Origin of the sequence: Paenibacillus borealis, from assembly GCF_000758665.1 — a bacterium.
Classification (GTDB): Bacteria; Bacillota; Bacilli; order Paenibacillales; family Paenibacillaceae; genus Paenibacillus_AQ; species Paenibacillus_AQ borealis.
Genome location: NZ_CP009285.1, coordinates 7733155 through 7754504, shown reverse-complemented (window position 1 = coordinate 7754504; position 21350 = coordinate 7733155). Strand labels below are relative to the sequence as shown.

Below are 21350 nucleotides of genomic sequence, written 5' to 3'. Positions count from 1 at the left end.
TATAACGATCCCCGGTTTACGAAGCCAGCTTGCGGATTTCGTCGGCAGGCAGCGGCGGGAAGAACAGGAATCCCTGAATATGCGGACAATCATGCTTCACCAGGAAGGCGAGCTGCTCCGGCGTCTCTACCCCTTCGGCAATCAGGTCATAGCCAAGCTGTGAGGCGACAAAGACGATGGATTTGATGATGGTCTCATCAATGGAGCTGACACCAATGCCGGTGATAAAGGTCCGGTCAATTTTGATTTTGTTCACGGGAAAATGCTTCAGATAATTCAATGAAGAATATTTCGTGCCGAAATCATCAATGGAGACGATGATTCCGTGATCGCGCATCTGCTGCAGCAGCGGATAATGCTCTTCCAGCAGCGCTGTGCTCTCTGTAATTTCGAATTCCAGCATATCGGTATCCAGTCCGTACTGGTCAAGCACGGAGAGCAGATTCTCGATCAGATTACGGTTGTAGAACCAGCTGTTGGAGATATTAATCGATGTCCGCAGCAGCGGCATTCCCAGGTTCCGCCACTCGCAGAGCTGGCGGCATACCTCACGCAGCACCCAGTCGGTCAGCTGGATCATCAGTCCGGCCTCTTCCACGGCGGCGATGAAGGTGCCTGGTCCGATCAGACCCTTCTCGGGATGGTTCCAGCGGATCAGCGCCTCCATACCGATCATTTTACCTGTGACGGCATTGATCTGCGGCTGATAATAGAGCACGAATTCTTCCCGCTCCAGTGCAGAATGCAAATACTTAGCTATCATCGTCTTCTGCTCCAGCTTCTCGCGCAGCTCCCAGTCGAAGATGAAGAAATTGGCGTCTTCCTGTGTCTTGGCCTGGTACATCGACATATCCGCGAATTTCAGCAGATCATCTTTATTCTTCGAATGCTCCGGGTACAGGGAGACACCGATGCTGGTGGACAAGCTGAGATGTGCTCCTGAGATCAGCAGCGTTTGCGAGATTAACAGGCTGATTTGTTCGGCAATCACAGGAATTTGCTCACGCGGCAAGTCAGGGAAGATCATGACGAATTCATCTCCGCCGGTACGTGCGAACAGCTTGAAGGGCAGATCACCGGATTTCAGCCGGCCGGCCAGTGTTTTGATTACCTGATCCCCCGTAGAGTGCCCAAGCGTATCATTGATTTCCTTGAACCGGTTCAAGTCGAAAAAAAATAAGGTATAAGTCTGCGTAGGGTCAGAGCATTGCAGCAGACGCTCGAATTCATCCATGAAATAACGCCGGTTCGGAATGTCAGTCAGACTGTCGTAATGCGCGAGCTTTTCATATAAACGCTTGGAGATGCTCAGATCACGGGTCCGGAGACTGACTACACGCTCCAGCTCACGGTTGAAGCGGCTCTGATGCCAGAAAACATAGAGAATGAAAGCAATCACAAGCAGGAAGGCAACATCAATCCACAGCACGCTGCGGAACACCTGCCATTTCTTATAGGAAGGCAGGGATATCCCCATCAGCCAATGCTGATTATAAGCCTGAACAGGAACAGTAAGCTGCACGTCATCCGTACGGGATTCGTTGCCGAAGAGGAAGGTGTGGTCCTCAGACGCAACATAAATATTGCTGTCCTCAAGCGCAAGCTGGTTCACAATGCTATCGATCTTCACAGTAACCGAGACGATGCCCTCGAAAGAGTTGCCTTGGTAAATAGCTTGCCGGATCACCATTCCATAGCCGCCTTGGGCTAATGTACGGGGTCCGTCTACCGTAATGCCGCGGGAACGTATCGTTTCTTGGATCATACCGGGGGAGGCCAGGGAGGCATCCAGCAGCAGGCTTTTGCCCAGAATTGCTGTATTGCCTTCAAGAGGGTAGAGGTAGCGGATAAGGCCATCAGGAGCGATCATAATATTCGTGACATTGCTTGAGTTGTTGTTGTGTGCCGTTACCAGATAGTTATTGATAAGTGCGGGATCAGCATCAAAGCCGACCGTTTGAATAAAGGAACTTACGCCTTTGACAATTGCCACTCTCTCCTCGATATTCGAGGTCAGCATGACTGCCTGTGAGGACAGATCGGCCTTCTCAGCCCTGTATTCCCGGTTCACGGATAAGGAATAATAATAGAATAGAGAGAGCTGCAGGACGACTAAGAAGCCGACAATAATCGTTAAAGGCTTTTTATTAATGAAAGCCATGGATTGCCTCCGATACCCGAAAAATTAAAGCAGTAGATTTGCTATTCATAAAAAGCGGTTCCTGCACCGCAGAAAAATGTCGAGATATGTCGTAGGTGTCTCTATAGCATGTCATTTTTATCGTCTTTGCGCAAGGAAAAACCTAACAAACAGCCGTGTAAATTCAAAACGGATAAACACCTCTGCCTAAGGACAGCAAGTATTTATCCGTTGCTCTTGAGATTGGAGCCCAATGAACTTGCGCTTGAACTGTAATTACTTCTTGAAGATGCCCAGTGGTGCGCCAATCGGCAGGAAAGTACGTCCGAAATGAGCATTGAGCACAGAAGCGCCGCAGCCGTAGAGCGATACAATTCCGATAGCCATTTCCGAAACGGCAGCCAGCTTGTGGAAGAATTCTGCAGCGACTCCGAAGGAATCCATAGCGAGGCCGAGGAAGAGGAAGTCGATTAGAATGAAGATGACCAGCAGGACGCGGTTCGCTTCAACGGCACCGAGCGTCATGAATAGGGTGAACACGAGATATCCTACAAAAACAAATCCGAGCTGCTTGGGATCAACGCCTTCTGCCAGCACTGTACCGAATACACCGAGCTTGATCAGCCAGCTTGCGCCCATGCCGAACCAGAAGAATGCATAGGCACCAAAAGCAGTCATGCCAAAGGTGTTGTTGTGCTTGGCATCCTGGATGGATGCGAACAGCTGGGCAAAGGCTCCGAGGAAGATAGCCCATGGAATAGCGTAGCTCAGACCTGTTGTAATTTCGAGCTTTTGTGAAGAAGCGACCAAGGTGACGATAGCCAATCCGAACAAGCCGATGGCGCTGGGGTCGGCGGTGACGATTTTGACGGATTGAGTTGTTTGCGGTTGCGCTGACATAACAATTAAAGCCTCCAATTTTCATAATTGTTCGCATAGGATAACAGCACCCGAAGCGGGTGCTGTTATCAGCTTGCCTATCATATCATATCGCCCGTAACTTGCCTATGAAATTACTGCTTATTTTGACTCCGGAAAGTAATTTCCCTGCTCTAAAAAAGAATAAAGTGCCGAGACCTGGAGAGGTCTGCTGATATAGTATCCCTGCAGCTCGTCACTGCCCAGCGCGCGCAGCATATCGAACTGCTCTTGATGCTCAATGCCTTCGGAAACGACCCGCAGCCCGAGGTTATGGCTGAGCTCAATAATCGCCTTGACGAGCACATCACCCGGCGGGGCCGGAGACATCTCGGATATGAAGGAACGGTCGATCTTAATCACATCGACAGGGAAGCGGCGCAGATAGCTTAAGGAAGAGAAGCCTGTGCCGAAGTCATCAAGCGAGATCCGGAACCCGTGGGCCCTTAACTGCTGCAGTGACCGGAAGATGCTGTCCCCGGAGACCAGGACGCTTTCGGTGATCTCCAGCTCCAGACTCGACGCAGGCAGATCATATTCGTGGAGCAGGTCGAGCAGCAGCTCGAGAAGACCGGGCTGCATCAGCTGCAGAGCAGAGATATTAACCGCGGCTGTAACCTCCAGCCCCCGGCTGCGGAATTCACGCATATCGGAGCAGACCTGCCGCAGTACCCAGCCGCCGATGCCGATAATCGAGCCGCTGCTCTCGGCCAGCGGAATGAACTCGGCTGGGGAGATAATTCCGTAGCTCGGACTAGTCCAGCGCAGTAGCGCCTCCACCTTGGATACCTGCAAAGTACCTGCACCGAGGATAGGCTGATAATGAACCTCGAATTCGTTCGCGACTGCGGCAGAGAGCAGCTGCTGGGCCAGCACCTTCTTGCGCCGGATGCCTGCCTCAAGGTCCTCTGAATACTGGAAGATGTTATTGCGGCCGGACTCCTTGACATGGAACATGGCCAGATCTGCCTGTTTGACCAGATAATCGGCGTCTTCACCGTTCTGCGGGTAAATGCTGACGCCGATACTGGCCGTATTATATAGAAGATGTCCCTTAATATGATGCGGCATGGAGAGGGCTTCCTGAATCCGTGACAGCTGGGTGTGAATGCTGCCGGCATCCGGAACATCGGAGAGGAGAATGGTGAATTCATCCCCCCCGAGCCGGGAGACCACATCATGTTTGCCGACAACCTGTGAGATCCGGAAGGCCGTCTCCTTGAGGATGGCATCCCCGAAATCATGGCCGAGCGTGTCGTTCACCGTCTTGAAATGATCCAGATCAATAAATACCAGGGCTATCTGCCGGTTGATCACTTTGGCCGCAGCGATGGCTTCATTCAGCTTGGCAAAAAAGAGCGAGCGGTTGGGGAGCTGGGTCAGCGGGTCCAGCAGGGATTGCTGCCGCAGCTCGTCCTGGACCTGTTCCAGTGAATCGATCATCCGGTTGAATTCAACCTCCACTTCGCCGAATTCATCCCGCCCGGTGCTGGGAATCCGGATAGACAGGTCCTTGCTGCTGCCGATAGCGCGGATATTTCTTACAAGCGATGACATCCGGTCCAGGATGAACCGGTTGACGAAGAGCATGCTTGCAGCAAGCAGCAGCAGCATGGAGATGAAATAGAGCATACGGAAGGTGGCTATGGACTTCTGCCCGCTGTTGTAGAGCTGCCGGGGCTCTTTCAGGGAAATGATCATTCCGGGATCACCGAACAAGTCATTCACCGCCGTATGAATCGACATCTGCCCGTCTGAGACCGGGCTGGTCCAGATCTGCCGGCCTCTGCTTTCCGCAAGCAGCGCAGAGGTGACGCGGGTCACTTTGATACTGGAGAGGGCATCCTCCCAGATATGCGTAACCTCTTCCTGATGCAGCATTCGTCCGGCAACAGCCGTGCCAATAACCGGCTTGTCCCTGCTGCTGCCGGCAATGGGCGTGAGCGTAATCAGCATAGGACCCTTATCAAGAATAACAAGGCCGCTCCTGCTCTCTTCTGTACTCGTGAACCTGGGCAGACGGTTGTTGATCAGCTTGAAGAGAGTGAGCTGCTCCTGTGTCAAGGGGGTAACGCTTCCTAATGCCGGATCGTAGGAGCCGCCATATATTGGACTGCCGTTCAAATCCAGCAGGGCAATCATATCGAAACGATTGATTTCGTATGTGGTCTGGTCAAAGTTACTGGGGATGGGGGCAGGTTCACCGGATATTGCAGAGCCGGTACCGCTTACGGATTCCATGAACCGGTAGGTTTCATCCCACACGGAGTAATTGAGCAGTCCGGTCCTCATGTCCTGCAGTTCCTCATAATAGGAAGTCACGGCTTTGTTCAGATTGCGCTGCAGCTGTGCCTCGTCCAGCTTCTCGAATCGGTTAAGCAGGATCATGTGAAGAAGCAGGTAGGTAGCGCCTATCCCCAGCACGGCAACCAAGCCAATGAAGATAAATATTTTTTTGCGGAGTTTCATGATGCTCCCCTTTAATATTTAAGACTTAATAGGAAATAAGTACCATCAATAATAGTGTACCACGATTAGGGAATATTTTGCAGCGTAAATCTCCCCAAAGTGTCGAAATTTGATGTATAATAATTTAATGATAATTATTATCAAATAATAATTGAAGGAGATAATCCTTGGCATGATGGAAAAATGGATGATATTTAAGAAAGCCTCACGGTTTGGAGTTATTCCCGTTATGCTTATACCGGTTGTCTTGGGAACGGTTGGGGCATATGTATGGCAGGGAGTATTCCATCCGTTTTTGTTTGTTATAACCTTTGTCGGAGCGGCTGCGGCGCACCTGTTCTCCAACATGGTGAATGATTTGTGGGACTTCCGCAACGGAACCGACACGCAGGCGCATAATACACCTGAGGCCATATCTACGAATTCCGGTTTCCTGTCGGGAGGCATCATGCGGGAGTCGCTATTTGCGCTCCTGACCTGGGGTCTGCTGGCCGTTGCAGTTATCTGCGGCTTGCTGCTTAGCTTGTACAGCGGCTGGGAGATTCTGTGGTTTGTCGCCGGCGGTGCACTGATCGCTTATTTCTATGTCGCGCCGCCGCTGCGCTTCGGTTACCGAGGCAAGGGCTACAGTGAGCTTGCAATCTTCCTTGCGTTCGGACTGATGCCTGTTCTTGGCGCGTATTTCGTTCAGACCGGGGAGTTCAGCCTGAAGCCTGTCCTGCTGTCTCTGCCGATCGGACTTCTGACAACGCTGCTGCTGTTCAACCACCACTTCCTGCACTGGAGAGCCGACCAGCAGGCCGGCAAACGCACGCTTGTTGTGGTGTGGGGCGAACGCAGAGCATTGATTTTCTCTCATGTACTGCTCTACATCTCTTATGCATCCCTTATTGTTTGTGTGCTGCTTGATGTATTGCCTGTGTATGCGCTGCTCGCTTTGCTGACGGCCATTGCACCGGTACATGTCTACCGCAACCTGCAGCCGCAGAATGCATCTGCCGCTTATCTGCCGCTCATGGGCGCCTCACAGCGGGCATCTGTGCGCTGCGGGATGATTATGGCGGTGGCACTGCTCATTCAGGGACTGTTGTAAATACCGTCTACACACTGGCACCTACTACATTACAGAAAGCGGGAGAACCCATGGACAAGAACAAACCAAGTAGTGAAGAAGTACAAGCTGCAGAGGTCAAACAAACGGTAATCGGAGATTTTCATACTATTCTGTCAGAGGGGAAGGTCTGGAGAACCGGCGGCTTCACGCTGCCTGACGGCTCGTTCTGGGCTTACCGTGAACCGGAAGCTGTCGTGATTGTACGTAATGGATATCTGTATGTGCGGGCTCAGCTGAGCCGCCAGAACGACCACGTGCAGATTCTTGATAATGCCAAGCATATGTATTATTCGGCTCAGCCTGTAGAGGTTCCTGAAGAGGGTGAGATTAGCTTCGAGCTGCAGATTCGTGCCCGTACGCAGGGGACAGCACCGGGTGACCTGTATGACGGCTATGTCTCGCTGAATTTGCTTGATTTCACGACAGGGGCCGCGCTTGATTTCTTCGCCGGTAACGATAAATATGCCAGTGTGTACGGAATTCTGCCGTTTCCGGGTGTAACAGTACCCGAGACCGGGGGAACCAAATATTTCTGCATTTTCACGGAGGATACCGGCTTCAAAGCACGTGAATTCAATACTTACAAAATCACTTACCACCGGGGCAAGAATGAGGCTGTATTCTATGTGAACGGCCAAGAGGTACGGCGGGAGCAGAATGTGCCGGTTAAATTCAACAGCTTCACTATCGCACTAGGCATTATGACCGAGAAGGATCTGACGCCGGAGGGCAGCGTATCTGCACACGGGCAGACGGTAATCGCAGAATGGTCGCCGGTGACGGTTACAACCTCTGCAAAGTAACAGTGCGCATCTGACAGATAAGGATGAATGGCCGTGAATATTAAAACTTTCTTCAAGTTTGTCGAACTGCCGACGAAGGTAGCCAGTATGCTGCCGCTGCTGCTGGGGACACTCTATGCCTTATACCGGTTCGAGGACTTCTATATCCTGCGCTTCGCGCTGATGTTTGTATCGCTCCTCAGCTTTGATATGGCAACAACGGCGATCAATAACTATTATGATTTCAAAAAAGCGGCAAAAACCCACGGCTACGGGTACGAGACCCACAACCCTATTGTCCATTACAAGCTGAAAGAGAGCACGGTATTGGCGACGATTGTCATCCTCCTGGTGCTCGCCGTAGGCGGCGGGATCGCTCTGGTCTCCCAGACGGGGCTGATTGTGTTCCTGCTCGGCGGATTATCCTTCCTGATCGGCATCCTGTATTCCTTCGGGCCGATTCCGATTTCGCGGATGCCGCTGGGGGAGCTGTTCTCCGGTCTGTTCATGGGGTTCGTCATTATCTTCATCTCGGCCTACATTCACTCGGAGCAGGCGGTGGTGACACTTCTGTTTCAGGGGAACTGGGTCAGCCTGCATATTAACTTCCTTGAGGTGCTGTACCTTTTCTGGTTCTCGGTGCCGGCCATCCTGGGGATTGCCGGCATTATGCTGGCCAACAACATCTGCGACATTGAGGATGACATGGATAACCGCAGGTATACGCTGCCTGTGTATATCGGACGCAAGAATGCACTGATGCTGTTTAAGCTGCTCTACTATGTGTCTTTTGTTGATCTGATCGTGCTGGTCCTGCTTGGTGTGCATCCGGTGCTGGTGCTGTTGCTCCTGCTGACGCTGATTCCGCTGCGCCGTAACATCGCGCGGTTCTACCAGGAACAGCATAAAGGTACGACCTTCATTCTCTCCGTCAAGAATTTCATGCTCATGAGCGCGGCAAGAATCATTGTGCTGGGTATAGCTGTTATATGGGTCTCCATATGGCCCGCTTAGAGATATACCCGATTCTATGATAAGGTGTTTATAGGGTATACGCGGAAGAATTAATATAAGGAAGGTGTATAACTATGACACAGAAGCTTCGTTGGGGAATTATGGGCTGTGCGCAGATCGCCACAGGATCGGTCATGCCGGCCATCCAGGAGTCAGAGACCGGAGTGATCACTGCGGTTGCCAGCCGGGGGCTTGAGAAGAGCAGCGCGGTAGCCGCTGAGTTCAGCATCGGGAAGGCATATGGCAGCTATGAAGAACTGCTGGCTGACCCGGATGTCGATGCGGTCTATATACCGCTTCCGAACCATCTGCACTGTGAATGGGTGATCCGCGCGGCGGAAGCAGGCAAGCATGTCCTGTGCGAGAAGCCGATTGCACTGGACAGCCGTGAGGCTGCCGAGATGGTGGAAGCTTGCCGGAAGGCAGGGGTCCATTTGGCGGAGGCTTACATGTACCGCCACCATCCGCGGATCACAGAGCTGCAGGAGATTATAGCGGGCGGTGAGATTGGGGATTTGCGTTCCATCCGCGGCACATTTACCTATAACGATGCAACGGATACTTCCAATATCCGCTTCAATTCTGCCTGGGGAGGCGGATCGCTGTATGATGTCGGCTGTTACCCGCTCACAGCGGCGCGCCTGCTGTTCGGCGCAGAGCCGGAGGCGGTAACCGTTCAGGCGCTCTTCTCTCCGGAGCATGATAACGTAGACATGATGGCCTCCGGCCTGGTGGAGTTCCCCGGCGGGCGGAGCCTGATCTTCGATTGCGGCATGTGGGCATATAACCGCCAGCTGCTGGAGGTGCTCGGCACGGACGGGAGAATCGAAATCCCGATGCCGTTCAACGCCAGGTTCGATGATGCGGAGTTCTTCGTGTATGGCAGCAGCGGAGAGCCCCGGCATGTTGAAGCCTTCGGAGCCAATCCTTACGTCCAGCAGGCGGATCATTTCGCCACAGCGGTGTTCAGCGGCAAGCCTTGGATCGCCGCTGAGGACCCGGTGCTTAATATGAAGCTGATTGAGAGCTGTCTGGAATCTGCCCGAAAGCGGGAAAGAATCAGCCTGGTGTAGTCATCACAGGAGATAATAAGCTCCCTTCATGAATAAATATTCTTTCAAAGAGAAACGGATACCGTCCCATGGGCGGTATCCGTTTCTGTATGTCTTTATGCTCTAGTGCAACATCTGCACAAGGGAAATGAGCTGATTCAACAATGCAGCAGGTTCCAAGTGGAAATTCAATGATAGTTGTATAATGTGCAATTAAAAACAGCGAAAAGGTGTGCTTGCATCTTATAACTGTATTCTGTACAACTAAATCTGCCCGAATCGGTGAGAACCCATCTGCAAGGGCTTTTTAAATGTACGAAATACAACTAAACGGATAATTGATTGTAAATCAGATGCTTTAGTTGTACAAAGTGCAATTAAGCATATTGCATGTACCGTGATTATATTACGTTCAGGAGAATTTCATCCTCGTTATCGTTGCGGTTGAAGGCTTCGCGGTCAAATTCACCTTCAGAATTGGCGACCAGCAGGGCAGTGACGGCAGTTCCGGTAGCATTGACTGCAGTACGGCCCATATCAATCAGCGCTTCTACCCCTGCAACGATGGCTATCCCTTCTAGCGGAAGGCCTAGTGCCGTTAATACAACGGTTGTTGAGATTACAGCAGGTCCGGGTACACCTGCTACCCCGATGGAGGAGATGATGCTAACCAGCACCAGTGTGACATAGTCGGTTCCGGTAAGCTGGATGCCATAGACCTGAGCCGTAAAGACGGCCACAATGGCAGGCCATACGCCTCCGCAGCCATTGAAGTTGACGGATGCGCCAAGCGGAGCGACGAAGCTGGCAATCCGCGGAGAGACATGAAGACGTTTCGTGATAACCTCGAGATTTACCGGAAGTGTGGCATAGCTGCTTCTGGTGGTGAATGCGACAGTGAGTGTCGGATACACTTTGCGGAAGAAGCGGATCGGATTTACTTTGACCACGAGCAGCACCAGTCCGCCAAAGACCAGGACAAAGTGCAGAATCAAGGCGACATAAGAGGTTACAATGACGCTGCCCAGCTCCTGAAGTGTCTCCCAGCCATAACGTGCCGTGATTCCGGCAATCAGTGCAAACACGCCGTAAGGAGTTAACCGGATCACAAATTTGACCACCTGGTGCAGCACCAGGGTCAGGGATTCGATAAGATCGCGCACAGGTTTGACGGCTTCCGGTTTTTTGGAGCCGATTTTGATAATAGCCACTGCCAGGAAGATAGCGAAAATAAGCAGCGGAACCACCTTGCCGGTAGCTGCCTCATTTACAGGATTAGACGGCACGAGATCGAGAATAACCTGAGAGAACGTGGGGATCTCACGGGCTGTGAAGCCCTCTGGCACAGCTTGCTGAATGCCTTTGCCCGGGTTGAACAGCAGAGCAACAGATAGTCCGATAACAGAGGCAATTCCGGTTGTTCCAAGGAACCAGGCGAAGGTTTTGATTCCGATTTTACGCAGGTATTCAAGATTGGTTAGTGAGGATATGCTGTTGAGCACCAGAATGAATACGAGCGGCACAACGAGCATGCGGATCAGACTGACATAAATACTGCCGAAGGTAGTGATAGCATTGGTTTCGAATTCAAAGTACTGAAAAAATATTCCCGCGAGCAGACCAATTCCGAGTCCGGTCAGTACCCGGGTGCCGAAACCGATCCGTTTGCGGGCCAAAAAATAAAGAATGGCAAACACAAAAATGGAAACCACGAAGCCATACCAGTTTGTCTCAATGGCTGACAATAAGTTGTTGTCAATGTTGTTCATTCCAGCTAAAGACCTCCTAAGACTAGTTTGTTGATGGGAATAATGAGTTCAAATCTATAGACAAATTTTATGAATGTCAATGTATAAATATGTTAATTTTATTTAATCCGATAAAACAGATGAGAAAAATAAAATTTTAATTGACAAGGGATGGAAGGATGAATAATATGGAATTTATCCGCAAGTGATTTTAGGAATCCACTGGACCGCCAGAGATTCAACAGAAGCGCATAAACATGCGTTTTGTTGGGTCTCTTTTTTTATCCAAAAGGGGGGATGCAGCTGCTGTAGGAGCAGTATTCATTAAGATGAATCGACTGGAACGCCAGAGATTCAATGAGCGCGCGAAGAGTGCGTCTTGTTGAGTCTTTTTGTGATGAGTGATTTAGTTTTCCAAAAAAACTGCCAAGGGCAAAGTGAAAGGGATGGTTACATCTATGAAAAAGCTTACTGTATCCGTAATTACTGCAGCCGTAGTTTTCTCGGCACTGACATATGCGGCAGTATCCGCCAAGCAGGACAACAAGGCTGAAGCAGCCGCAACACCGGTAGTTGTGGAAGCAGCAGCCGAAGCTGCCAATGCCGCGGCACCTGTGGAAGCTCCGGCCGAAGCAGTCTCAGCCGCTCCTGCGGCGGAGCCTGTTAAGGCTGAAGCGGCAACTGCTGCTTCAACAGAAACGGCCGAGGCGCCAGCAGCGCCCGTTGTTGCAGACACGGCAAAAGCTTCTGCCGCGCCGGCTTCTGTGAATTCTGCACCTGAGGCCGGCAAGACGGTTGCGGCAGCATCCGCCGGCACGGCAGAGGTTGTCCAGGCTGACGCCAAGGCCCAAGTGGCTGCCGCTCCTGCGGCTAAGGAGGCACAGCCGCAGGCTGCTGCCAAGACTGATGCAGCAGCTGTAGCTGCCCAAGCCCAAGCGACTGCGGCTCCCAAAGCTACAGCCGCTCCGAAGGCAACTGCCGCTCCGCAGACGGCAGCAGCTGTGCAACCATCCGCCGCTCCGGTTAAAACGGCAGCCCCAGCCCCGGCCGCTCAGGCCACCGAACAGCCGGCTCAGAAGAAGGTGACATTCTCTACAACCGAGGTAGTCAAAGCGAGTGCAAACGCACCAGCATCAGCCCCGGCCGCCAGCACGTCCTCAGCGCCGGCTTCCGGCAGTTCCTCATCTCAAACTGCCGACACCTCTGCCCCGGCGCCTGCTGTGAGCAATCCTGCTCCTGCCCCGGCCCCGGCTGCTGTAGAGGAAGTCTGCCCTTAAGATTTCCGTTGCTTACTAACTGACGGGCAGACTGGTTATTGCAAAGTACAGAAAAAAGATAAAGTTGAGGTGCAACTAATGAAAACACAACAAAAACTAAAAAAAATCCTCGCACCGCTGCTGGCGGCTGCACTCCTTGTCTTGCCGGGTATCCCCGGCAAGGCGGCTGCAGAGCCGGTTCTGCCAGCAGTCAGCGCTGGAGCAGTCAGCACATATAATTATTTTTATGAGAATTATCCAAAGCTGAATGACCGGAACCATGTATATAAGACGGCTACATATGAAGATATCGCCAATCTGTTTGAGAGTGAGGGTACCTATGCCGTGCTGGTTGGCGGCACCTGGAGCGGGAACACACAGGCGGATATCGGTTTTATCAATGAGGTTGCCAAGGAAACAGGCATTAATGTGCCTGTGATCTATAATTTTGATACTAAGCTGGACGGGGCCACACTTGACATTGCAGACAGCAATAATCCCTATGCCTATAAATATGTGGATCTGGTCAACAAGTATTTGAAGAATCTTTCGCTGTACGACAAGACTGATCCGCAGCACAACGTCAGTTATGTGAACGCGGCTGGCGAGACGGTTACTGCCAACAAGATTGATTCCCCATTCCTGTTCTTGTACAACAAGGATCATAAGGATCCGCAGGGCAACAGCGCACCTGTTGTTTCTTATCTGAAGGACGGAAAGTCCTGGGAGCAATTTCTGACAGACGGCCAGCTTGACTCAGCCAAGGTCAATGATTATAAGGCTTCTGTGCGTCAGGTGTTTGAAGCAGCCTCCGCCTATAGTGTGATTAATGAGTCCGAGTATATTAAATCAGCGTTCAACCGCAACTATGCCGGAGAGAACAACGGGAATATTATTTTTACGCCGGAGGATAAGGACCTTGTATTGGAGCATGTCACCTATCATCAGCTGCAGCAGATTTTGGCCAGTGACGGGAATTATGCACTGCTGTTCGGGGGCTCGTGGTGCCCGAATACCCAGGCCATTATCAAATATATAAATGAACAGGCGATAGCCCATAATATTAGCAAGATCTATTTCTTTGATACGAAGCTTGATGCGGGTCTGACGGTAGCGGAGTCCGGCAATAACACCGGAACAAGCGGACGGGCCAACCCCCATAATAACAATGAGCTGCAGATCAGAACGAGCAATCATCCGTATGCCAATCTGTATGTTGATCTGGTTAATACCTACCTTACCAATATCAAGACAGAGAACAATCAGGCAGCTAAGCCTTCTGTGATCAGTTATGTGAATGATCTGAACCAGACAGTCACCGGTGACAGGCTTCAGGTGCCGTATCTCTTTACGTACAACAAAGACAACAAGGATGCTGCCGGAGAAAGCGCCCCTATTCTTGGGCATGTGGAGCTGATGTACTCCTGGACGAATATCCAGCCCGGGTATGTAAGCAGCGGATACTCCGACGGAGCCAGATACATTAATGCTATTCAAGCATTAAACACGATTTATTCCAGATTAGCGGCTGTGCCTACGGGGCTGTATGGCAGTGCGGACGGAACCATCAGAGGAGCCAATGACCAGCTGGAATACAAATATAAGACGGTACAGGATTCGGTTTATGAGTATCAACCGGCGGCAGGTGATACCATTTCGGGCTTGGATCCGGGGACTTATCTTGTACGGTATAAAGCTACTACGGGCTCTCAGGGCCCTATTATTAAACCGGAAGGAACCACGACCATACCTTATGCTGCGGGAGAAGCAGTAGAGGTTGTTGTGCCGCTGCCCGGAGAGCAGGCGGCCCCGGCAGGGTTGAAGGGACTTCCGCCGACATCGGCAGCGAATACGGATGGGCAGATCAGCGGTGCAAGAGGGCCGTTGAGTACTGAGGAGCTGCAATCGCTGGAGTACAAGCTGGCAACGGTAACGGAATATACGTATGCCAAGGATGCACCGCCAGTGAATCTCACACCTGGAATCTATCAGGTAAGATATATTGCTAAGGATGAGATTCCGGCAAGCCCTGAGGTGAATGTTACGATTCCTGCCTTCACGGAGAGACAGGCGGCACCTGCCGGACTTACGGGAGTGAAGCCGACAACCTGGGAGAACAAAGACGGGAAGATTACAGGAACTACCGGTCAATTACAGATCAAGCTGTCTACGGTTACAGCCTATGTCTATGCGGGAGAAGGAGAAACCACGGGCTTAATCCCGGGAGTGTACGATCTGAGATATCCGGCAAAAGAAGGCTACACCGCCAGTCCGGTAGCAAAAGTGGTTGTTCCGGGCAATATTCAGGAACAAGCAGCACCAAACGGCCTTAAAGGTGTTGCCCCAACCTCATCCGAGAATAAGAACGGAGCCATTACAGGCACCACCACAGCACTTGAATATAAGCTGTCCACGGCCTCTGCATACACACCGGCCCCGGACAAGGAAATTACGGGCCTGTCCGCCGGAACCTATAATGTCAGAGCTGCGGCTAAGCTCGGCTACAAGGCAAGTCCGGATACCAGTGTTGTCGTACCGGCATATGCGCCGGCATCGAATCCGGATAGCGGAAGCGGGAACAATGGCGGCGGAACTTCTGTTGTGCCGGTACCAAGTGCCAGTCCGGCCCCATCCCCATCCGCTACGACATCCGGGAATACCGTAACTGCAGTGGCGGCCGCTGCTGCTACAACGGATACAGCTACAGGAGTAACTACAGCTTCTATTTCTGCAGAAGCAGTTGCCGGTCTTGTGAACAGTGCCAAAGCTGCGGAGGCAGAAGGCAAGAAGGCAGTTCTGGAAATCAGAGTTGCCGCAGAGGCCAATACCAAGACTGCAGAACTCAGTATTCCAAGAAGTGCATTTAATGAAGCCGCTTCTGCCACGAATGCCGGTCTTAAGATTAATATCCTTAACGTCGGACAGATCACGTTCGATGCTACTGCTGTGGCCGGCATCAGTGCGGCTGCGGATAGCGGAGCCATCCTCATTAGAATAGCGAAGGTATCCCTGACTGAGGAAGGCAAAGCCGTGCTCGGAGACAGACCGGTATACGACCTGACTGTGCAGGCAGGAGACAGCAAAGTGACTGTATTCGGTGGAGGCAAGGTGCAGGTTAGTCTTCCTTACACACCGCTGGCAGGTGAGCAAGCACACTCTATTATCGTATACAATATCAATCAGGAAGGCGGCCTGGATGTTGTACAAGGCAAGTACAATGCAACGGCCGGAGCAGTTGAATTTGTAACCACCCATTTCTCGCAATATATTATTGCCTACAATAAGGTCGCATTTGCTGATATAGCTGAAACTGCCTGGTATAACAATGCTGTAAGCTTCCTGGCGGCCAGAGGCATCACTTCGGGCACGGATAATAGCAATTACAGTCCGAACGGCTTAGTAACCAGAGGCCAATTCATTGTCCTGCTGCTCAAAGCTTACGGAATAGCACCGGAAAGCGGCGCAGCAGCCAACTTTACGGATGCAGGAACAACCTATTATTCGGACTATCTGGCTGCTGCCAAGAATCTGGGTATTGCCACCGGTTCCGGGGATAACCAGTTTAAGCCGGATAACCAGATTACGCGGCAGGAGCTGTTCACCCTGCTGTACCGTGCGCTGAATGTTCTGGGCCAGCTGCCGGATCCGACAAAAGATCTGGCGCTCTCCGCTTACAGCGATGCGCCGCAGGTTGCAGTCTACGCACAGGAAGCTCTGCAGGCACTTGTGCAGCGCGGCGTAGTAGAAGGTGACAACGGCAGAATCCATCCCTTGGAATTCTCCACACGGGCCGAAGCGGCACAGGTAATTTACAACCTGCTGGCCCGGTAATTGATAGGATAACATTTTCTCTAAGGGCGGCCGGCGGGCCGCCCTTTTTGAATAGATAAGAACTTCTTAAGCCCCACTTTGTGGGGTTATTTGTCGTTTTCGTTCTGTATTGCGCATTCGTTGCGATAATTCACAGGTAGCGGGTGTTAAAATTTGCTAAAATAGGGACAACGGTTAAATTATATTTTGAAGATAATGGACGTGTATGCCGAAGGGGGAGAAGGCTAGTGGATTCTACAGAAGAACCGGTCATTTCAATTGCAGGATTATGGATGAATTACAGTGACAGAATGGTGCTGCGGGGAATTGATCTGGAGGTATACCGCGGGCAGATTATCGGATATATCGGACCCAATGGCGCCGGCAAGAGCACCACTGTCAAAATCATGCTGGGGCTCGTGGAAGGCTATAACGGGACCGTGCGTATTTTTGGCAGAGATATCTCAGACGGGGACACGGCCTATAAAAGAAGAATCGGCTATGTGCCGGAGGTAGCGGAACTGTATGACAGCCTGACTGCCAGGGAATATCTTACATTTACCGGAGAGCTGTACGGGATGAGGAATACGGACGCTGATCTCAGGGCGGAGAAGCTGATGCGGCTGCTGAACCTGGACAAAGCTTACGATATGCGGATTGCCTCCTACTCCAAGGGTATGAAGCAGAAGGTGCTGCTGATTGCCAGCATGCTGCATGACCCGGATATTCTGTTCCTGGACGAGCCGCTCAGCGGTCTGGATGCCAACAGTGTAATGGTGGTGAAGGAGATTTTTGCAACACTTGCGGCCAGGGGCAAAACGATCTTTTATTCCTCGCATATTATGGACGTAGTGGAGAAGATCAGCAGCCGGATTATTTTGCTGGACGGGGGAGATATCGTTGCGGACGGAACGTTCGCGCAGCTGCGTGAGCAGAGCCGGGAGGGCTCGCTGGAGGAGATTTTCAATCAGCTGACCGGCTTTGACAAGTACAGGGAGATCGCGAGTGAGTTCGTTGCTGTTATTGGAGAAGGTGCGCCGCATGAGTGATTTCTTTGTACTGAAGCTGCTGGACCGGGTGCAGTGGATGTTTAGGGCGCTTGGAGCCGATTATGCTGTAATGCGCCGCATTCTTCAGGTTAAGCTCACGATGGACGGCCGGCGGACACCTACGATATTCTCGGGAACGCAGGAACCCAAGCTGAATATGGAAGGCTCTCCGTTCCGGGTACAGTGGCTGTATCTGCTGCTGGGGCTGATGCTGATCGCGCTGGTTGCACCTGCAGGCAATTATATCCTGACCATGAGCCTGCTGTTCAGTATAGTGATGTTCATGATCACAACGACACTGATATCTGATTTCTCGACAGTCATGCTGGATTTGCGGGACAAAAACATCCTCTTCTCCAAGCCGGTGGACCGCAGGACGCTAAACATGGCCAAAAGCATACATATTCTGATCTATTTGCTCACGTTAACGCTGACCTTCACCGGTCCTTCACTCCTATTCTCACTGTTCCGGCATGGAGCCTTATTCTTCTTTCTGTATGCTGCGGAGATCATCCTGATGGACGGCTTCATTCTGGTGTTTACTGCGCTGGTCTATCTGCTCATTCTAAGGTTTTTTGACGGTGAAAAGCTTAAGGACATCATCAATTATGTACAGATTATTCTATCCGTTGGCGTAACTGTCGGTGCTCAGCTTGTATCGCGCCTGTTCAATATCACAGAGTTCGGCCTGAATTTCACTCCTGCTTGGTGGCACTTCGCGCTGCCTCCCGTCTGGTTCGGAGCTCCGTTTGAGCTGCTGGTTGGCGGAGCGGAAGGCAGGCATCTTACTATCCTGGCTATACTCGCTCTCGTTGCTCCAGTCGTGTTGTTTGCAGCCTATATCCGGCTGATGCCGCTGTTTGAACGCAGTCTCCAGAAGCTGGCTGAACAAGGCGCGGCAGGACAGGGGGGCGGGCGTATATCCCGCAGGCTGTCGGAGATTACATGCCGGAACAAGGAAGAGGCGATGTTCTTCCGCTTCACCTGGTCGATGATGAAGCATGAACGGGAATTCAAGCTTAGGGTATATCCGACAATAGGCTTATCCCTGGTGCTGCCCTTTATCTTTATCTTCAATCAGGTATGGAGCGGGGACCTGGCAGCCATCAGAGGCTCCCGGTCGTTTCTGTTTATCTATTACAGTGCTCTCCTGATGATGACGGCTGTACAAATGCTCCGCTACTCCGCCAGCTACAAAGGCGCATGGATCTATAAAGTGATCCCCCTGCCGGGAACAGCCATGGTATACCGCGGAATGCTGAAGGCAGTGGTGCTTAAGCTGCTGGTGCCTCTGTTTATTCTGGAGGCAGCCGTGTTCATCGGGTTGTTCGGGTCAAGAATCATTGCTGATATGGCAGCCGTACTGCTTGCGCTGCTGCTGTATTCGGTCCTGTGCTTTCTTCTTTTTCCCAAGGCACTGCCGTTCTCGGAGAAGTATGAAGCTGCGCGGAATAAGGAATTCACCGGCATTGCTTTTGTACAGCTGTTTATTCTGGCGGGACTGGCCGGGGTGCATTATGTATTCACATTAATTCCCGCAGGAATATACATCTATCTGGTAATTCTGGCAGCCGTAAATGGCTGGGTTTGGCACCGGGCCTTCCTGCCGGAGGCTTCGCGCAGCGGCCGGTTTCCAGACCTTCGCGCGGGGGGATGACGCCAAATATGGACATTTTTTGCCGACATTAAAAAAAGGGTCTAAGTTCCAGGATTTACTTAGACAGTCTGCCAAATACAAGGTAAAATACAGCTAAAGTTATATTTCAGGGATCGCCTATAATCTTTATGCACTCTTCCATTTATCTACTATTCGTATATTGATTTAACTTGAGAATAACACTGAAAACGACGATGATAATAAAACCGGTGAAGAGGTCAACTATGGATCAAATGGGAATCCACTATAATATTTGGATTGTTTTACTATCTTTCGCGCTTGCTGCGACTGCAGCCTACTCTGCGCTTAATCTGATTTCACAGGTTTCCCATTCCATGGGCCGGGTCAGGCGTCTTTGGCTGCTCTCTGGTGCCTGCGTGCTTGGAAGCGGAATCTGGGCCATGCATTTTGTAGGCATTCTGGCCAGCCATCTGCCTTTCAAGGTCAGCTACCATCCGGGTACAGCCGTTCTGTCCCTGCTCGTCAGTATGTTCTCCTGTTATGCGGCACTCCAGATAGCGACGGCTTCCCGCCAGAGAATGTGGCGGTTTCTTATCGGAGGTGCAGTACTGGGCGGCGGCATCTCACTTATGCATTATATCGGAATGTCCTCCATGGTGATGGAGGCAAAGGTTCATTATGAGATTAAGACCCAGGTCTTGTCCGTATTGATTGCTCTGCTCGCCGCCTATACCGGAGTATTTATGTTCCGCAGATTTAAGGATTATACAGGCTTTAGCCGCTGGAAGCTGTATTCAGCCCTGTCCATCGCTCTTGCCGTTACCGGAATGCATTATACCAGCCTGACAACAAGCCATCTGCAGTATGAGAACTGGCCGGGAACGAATCCTGTGCTCATGGAGGCCGATGTCATTCTGCTGACCGGCATCTCGCTGGTTACCCTGTTTATGCTGGCACTCTCCGGCGGAGCTGTGTTTCTCGACAGGCATGTGCTGGAGCGTATGGCTTACCATGATCCGCTTACCGAATTGCCGAACCGGCATGGCCTGGAGCGTTATTTCAAGGATGATTTCTTCGGAGGCAACTCGGGAGCCGTGTTCTTTGTCGACTTAGACCGCTTCAAATCCATTAATGACACGCTGGGACATGATATCGGCGACCTGCTGCTGCGGGAAGTCTCAGAAAGGCTGACCCGCTGTGTGGGCGGGAAGGGCAAGGTCTTCCGCCTGGGCGGTGATGAATTCCTGATTGCGCTGCCCGATTGTACGATCGGAGCAGCGGAGGAAGAAGCGCAGCATATTCTGCAGGAGCTTAAGAAGTCTTATAGCATCGAAGGCAATGAACTCTATGTAACGGCCAGTGTAGGGATCAGTATGACCCCGGCACATGGAACGGACCGTTCGGCGCTAATGAAGGCTGCAGATACAGCCTTGTATACCTCCAAGGACTCGGGTAAGAACAAGTTCAGTGTGTTCGATCTGGAGATGAACCGCCATCAGGTACGGCGGATGTCGCTGGAGAAGGATCTGCGCAAGGCCCTGGCCCGGTCGGAGTTCATGGTCGTCTACCAGCCGAAATGGGATTCGCTTATGAATGTTACGGTAGGTCTTGAAGCGCTTCTGCGCTGGAGACATCCGGAGCATGGTATTATCTCTCCGGGGGAATTCATTCCGATTGCCGAGGAGACGGGCCTGATCGTGCCGATTACCTACTGGATGCTGCATGATGTATGCGGACAGAATATGCTCTGGCATAAGGCGAAGGTTGCGAATGTAGCGGTTTCAATCAACATGTCGGCCCGGATGTTTGAGAATGGGAGTCTGTACGATGTGGTGGAAGAAGCGCTGTCGCGTGCGGGTCTGGAGCCGCATTTCCTTGAGCTTGAGATTACAGAATCCATTGCGATGAACAATATGGAAGAAACGGTTGCCCAGCTCTCCAAGCTGCGGAATCTTGGAGTAAGAGTCTCGCTGGATGATTTCGGGACAGGCTTCTCTTCCCTGGGCAATCTGGATGAGATCCCGGTCAATACACTGAAGATTGATCAGGTGTTCATCCGCAAGAGTAAGATGCACTCTAAGAAAGCTATCATCAGTAATATCATTGCCATAGCCAGCAATCTCAATATGGAGGTTGTTGCCGAAGGCGTAGAGACTACAGAGCAGATTGAACTGCTGCAATCCCTCGGCTGCAGGGTGATGCAGGGGTTCTACTACGGCCGTCCAATGCCGGTCAATGAACTGGGTCAATGGTTTATAGAGAATACGGCATGAAGTTAGTCCGACAAAAGGCTGTCCCGGCCGTGGATCATTCCACGAGCGGGACAGCCTTTTTTTGAAAATAAAAATTTATTTGCTCCGAGTCCCCGAAAGCACCTGAG

The 21350-nt window shown here is 51.6% G+C and carries 13 protein-coding genes; 9 read left to right on the top strand and 4 right to left on the bottom strand.

Translation table 11 applies throughout. The features are described from left to right. Nucleotides 1-16 precede the first annotated feature (16 nt). From PBOR_RS35890 to PBOR_RS35885, 3 genes are all read right to left on the bottom strand, one after another. A complete protein-coding gene (locus tag PBOR_RS35890; protein WP_052429750.1) occupies nucleotides 17-2161 on the bottom strand; it encodes a putative bifunctional diguanylate cyclase/phosphodiesterase in 2145 nt (714 codons plus the stop codon). Between the two features lie 255 nt (nucleotides 2162-2416). Then, complete coding sequence (locus PBOR_RS32940; RefSeq protein ID WP_042218219.1) at nucleotides 2417-3040, bottom strand: acetate uptake transporter; 624 nt, start codon at nucleotides 3038-3040, stop codon at nucleotides 2417-2419. Between the two features lie 120 nt (nucleotides 3041-3160). After that, nucleotides 3161-5527, bottom strand: a complete 2367-nt coding sequence (locus tag PBOR_RS35885) for a bifunctional diguanylate cyclase/phosphodiesterase (protein ID WP_052429749.1) — start codon at nucleotides 5525-5527, stop codon at nucleotides 3161-3163. A gap of 172 nt (nucleotides 5528-5699) precedes the next feature. Here PBOR_RS35885 and PBOR_RS32930 point away from each other — a divergent pair, with 172 nt between their 5' ends. The 4 genes from PBOR_RS32930 to PBOR_RS32915 all read left to right on the top strand — a co-directional run bounded on the left by PBOR_RS32930 (nucleotide 5700) and on the right by PBOR_RS32915 (nucleotide 9510). Next, nucleotides 5700-6620: a prenyltransferase gene (locus PBOR_RS32930; protein ID WP_245647968.1), complete on the top strand. Its 921-nt coding sequence runs from the start codon at nucleotides 5700-5702 to the stop codon at nucleotides 6618-6620. A gap of 50 nt (nucleotides 6621-6670) precedes the next feature. Beyond that, a complete protein-coding gene (locus tag PBOR_RS32925) occupies nucleotides 6671-7444 on the top strand; it encodes a DUF6081 family protein (RefSeq protein ID WP_042218216.1) in 774 nt (257 codons plus the stop codon). A gap of 33 nt (nucleotides 7445-7477) precedes the next feature. Continuing rightward, nucleotides 7478-8437, top strand: a complete 960-nt coding sequence (locus PBOR_RS32920) for a 1,4-dihydroxy-2-naphthoate polyprenyltransferase (protein WP_042220198.1) — start codon at nucleotides 7478-7480, stop codon at nucleotides 8435-8437. Between the two features lie 74 nt (nucleotides 8438-8511). Then, entirely contained in the window at nucleotides 8512-9510 is a 999-nt protein-coding gene (locus tag PBOR_RS32915) for a Gfo/Idh/MocA family protein (RefSeq protein ID WP_042218214.1), read from the top strand. A 380-nt stretch (nucleotides 9511-9890) separates the two neighbouring features. On the opposite strand, the gene PBOR_RS32910 is transcribed toward PBOR_RS32915, so the two are convergent. Next, on the bottom strand, nucleotides 9891-11258 hold the full coding sequence (locus PBOR_RS32910) for a dicarboxylate/amino acid:cation symporter (RefSeq protein WP_174479839.1): 1368 nt from the start codon (nucleotides 11256-11258) through the stop codon (nucleotides 9891-9893). Between the two features lie 437 nt (nucleotides 11259-11695). Between PBOR_RS32910 and PBOR_RS32905 the strand changes: the two genes are divergently transcribed. The 5 genes from PBOR_RS32905 to PBOR_RS32885 all read left to right on the top strand — a co-directional run bounded on the left by PBOR_RS32905 (nucleotide 11696) and on the right by PBOR_RS32885 (nucleotide 21243). Then, the gene (locus tag PBOR_RS32905) at nucleotides 11696-12514 is read left to right on the top strand and encodes a hypothetical protein (protein ID WP_052429748.1); all 819 of its coding nucleotides are present in this window, start codon (nucleotides 11696-11698) and stop codon (nucleotides 12512-12514) included. A 78-nt stretch (nucleotides 12515-12592) separates the two neighbouring features. Continuing rightward, nucleotides 12593-16324, top strand: a complete 3732-nt coding sequence (locus tag PBOR_RS32900; RefSeq protein ID WP_042218212.1) for an S-layer homology domain-containing protein — start codon at nucleotides 12593-12595, stop codon at nucleotides 16322-16324. Nucleotides 16325-16551: 227 nt separating this feature from the next. Further along, complete coding sequence (locus PBOR_RS32895; RefSeq protein ID WP_218918872.1) at nucleotides 16552-17352, top strand: ABC transporter ATP-binding protein; 801 nt, start codon at nucleotides 16552-16554, stop codon at nucleotides 17350-17352. Further along, nucleotides 17309-19009 (top strand): hypothetical protein, encoded by a 1701-nt coding sequence (locus tag PBOR_RS32890; protein ID WP_167549588.1) that lies wholly within the window; start codon nucleotides 17309-17311, stop codon nucleotides 19007-19009. The genes PBOR_RS32895 and PBOR_RS32890 overlap by 44 nt, the downstream gene beginning before the upstream one ends. A 224-nt stretch (nucleotides 19010-19233) precedes the next feature. Then, a complete protein-coding gene (locus PBOR_RS32885; protein WP_042218209.1) occupies nucleotides 19234-21243 on the top strand; it encodes a putative bifunctional diguanylate cyclase/phosphodiesterase in 2010 nt (669 codons plus the stop codon). Nucleotides 21244-21350: the final 107 nt, after the last annotated feature.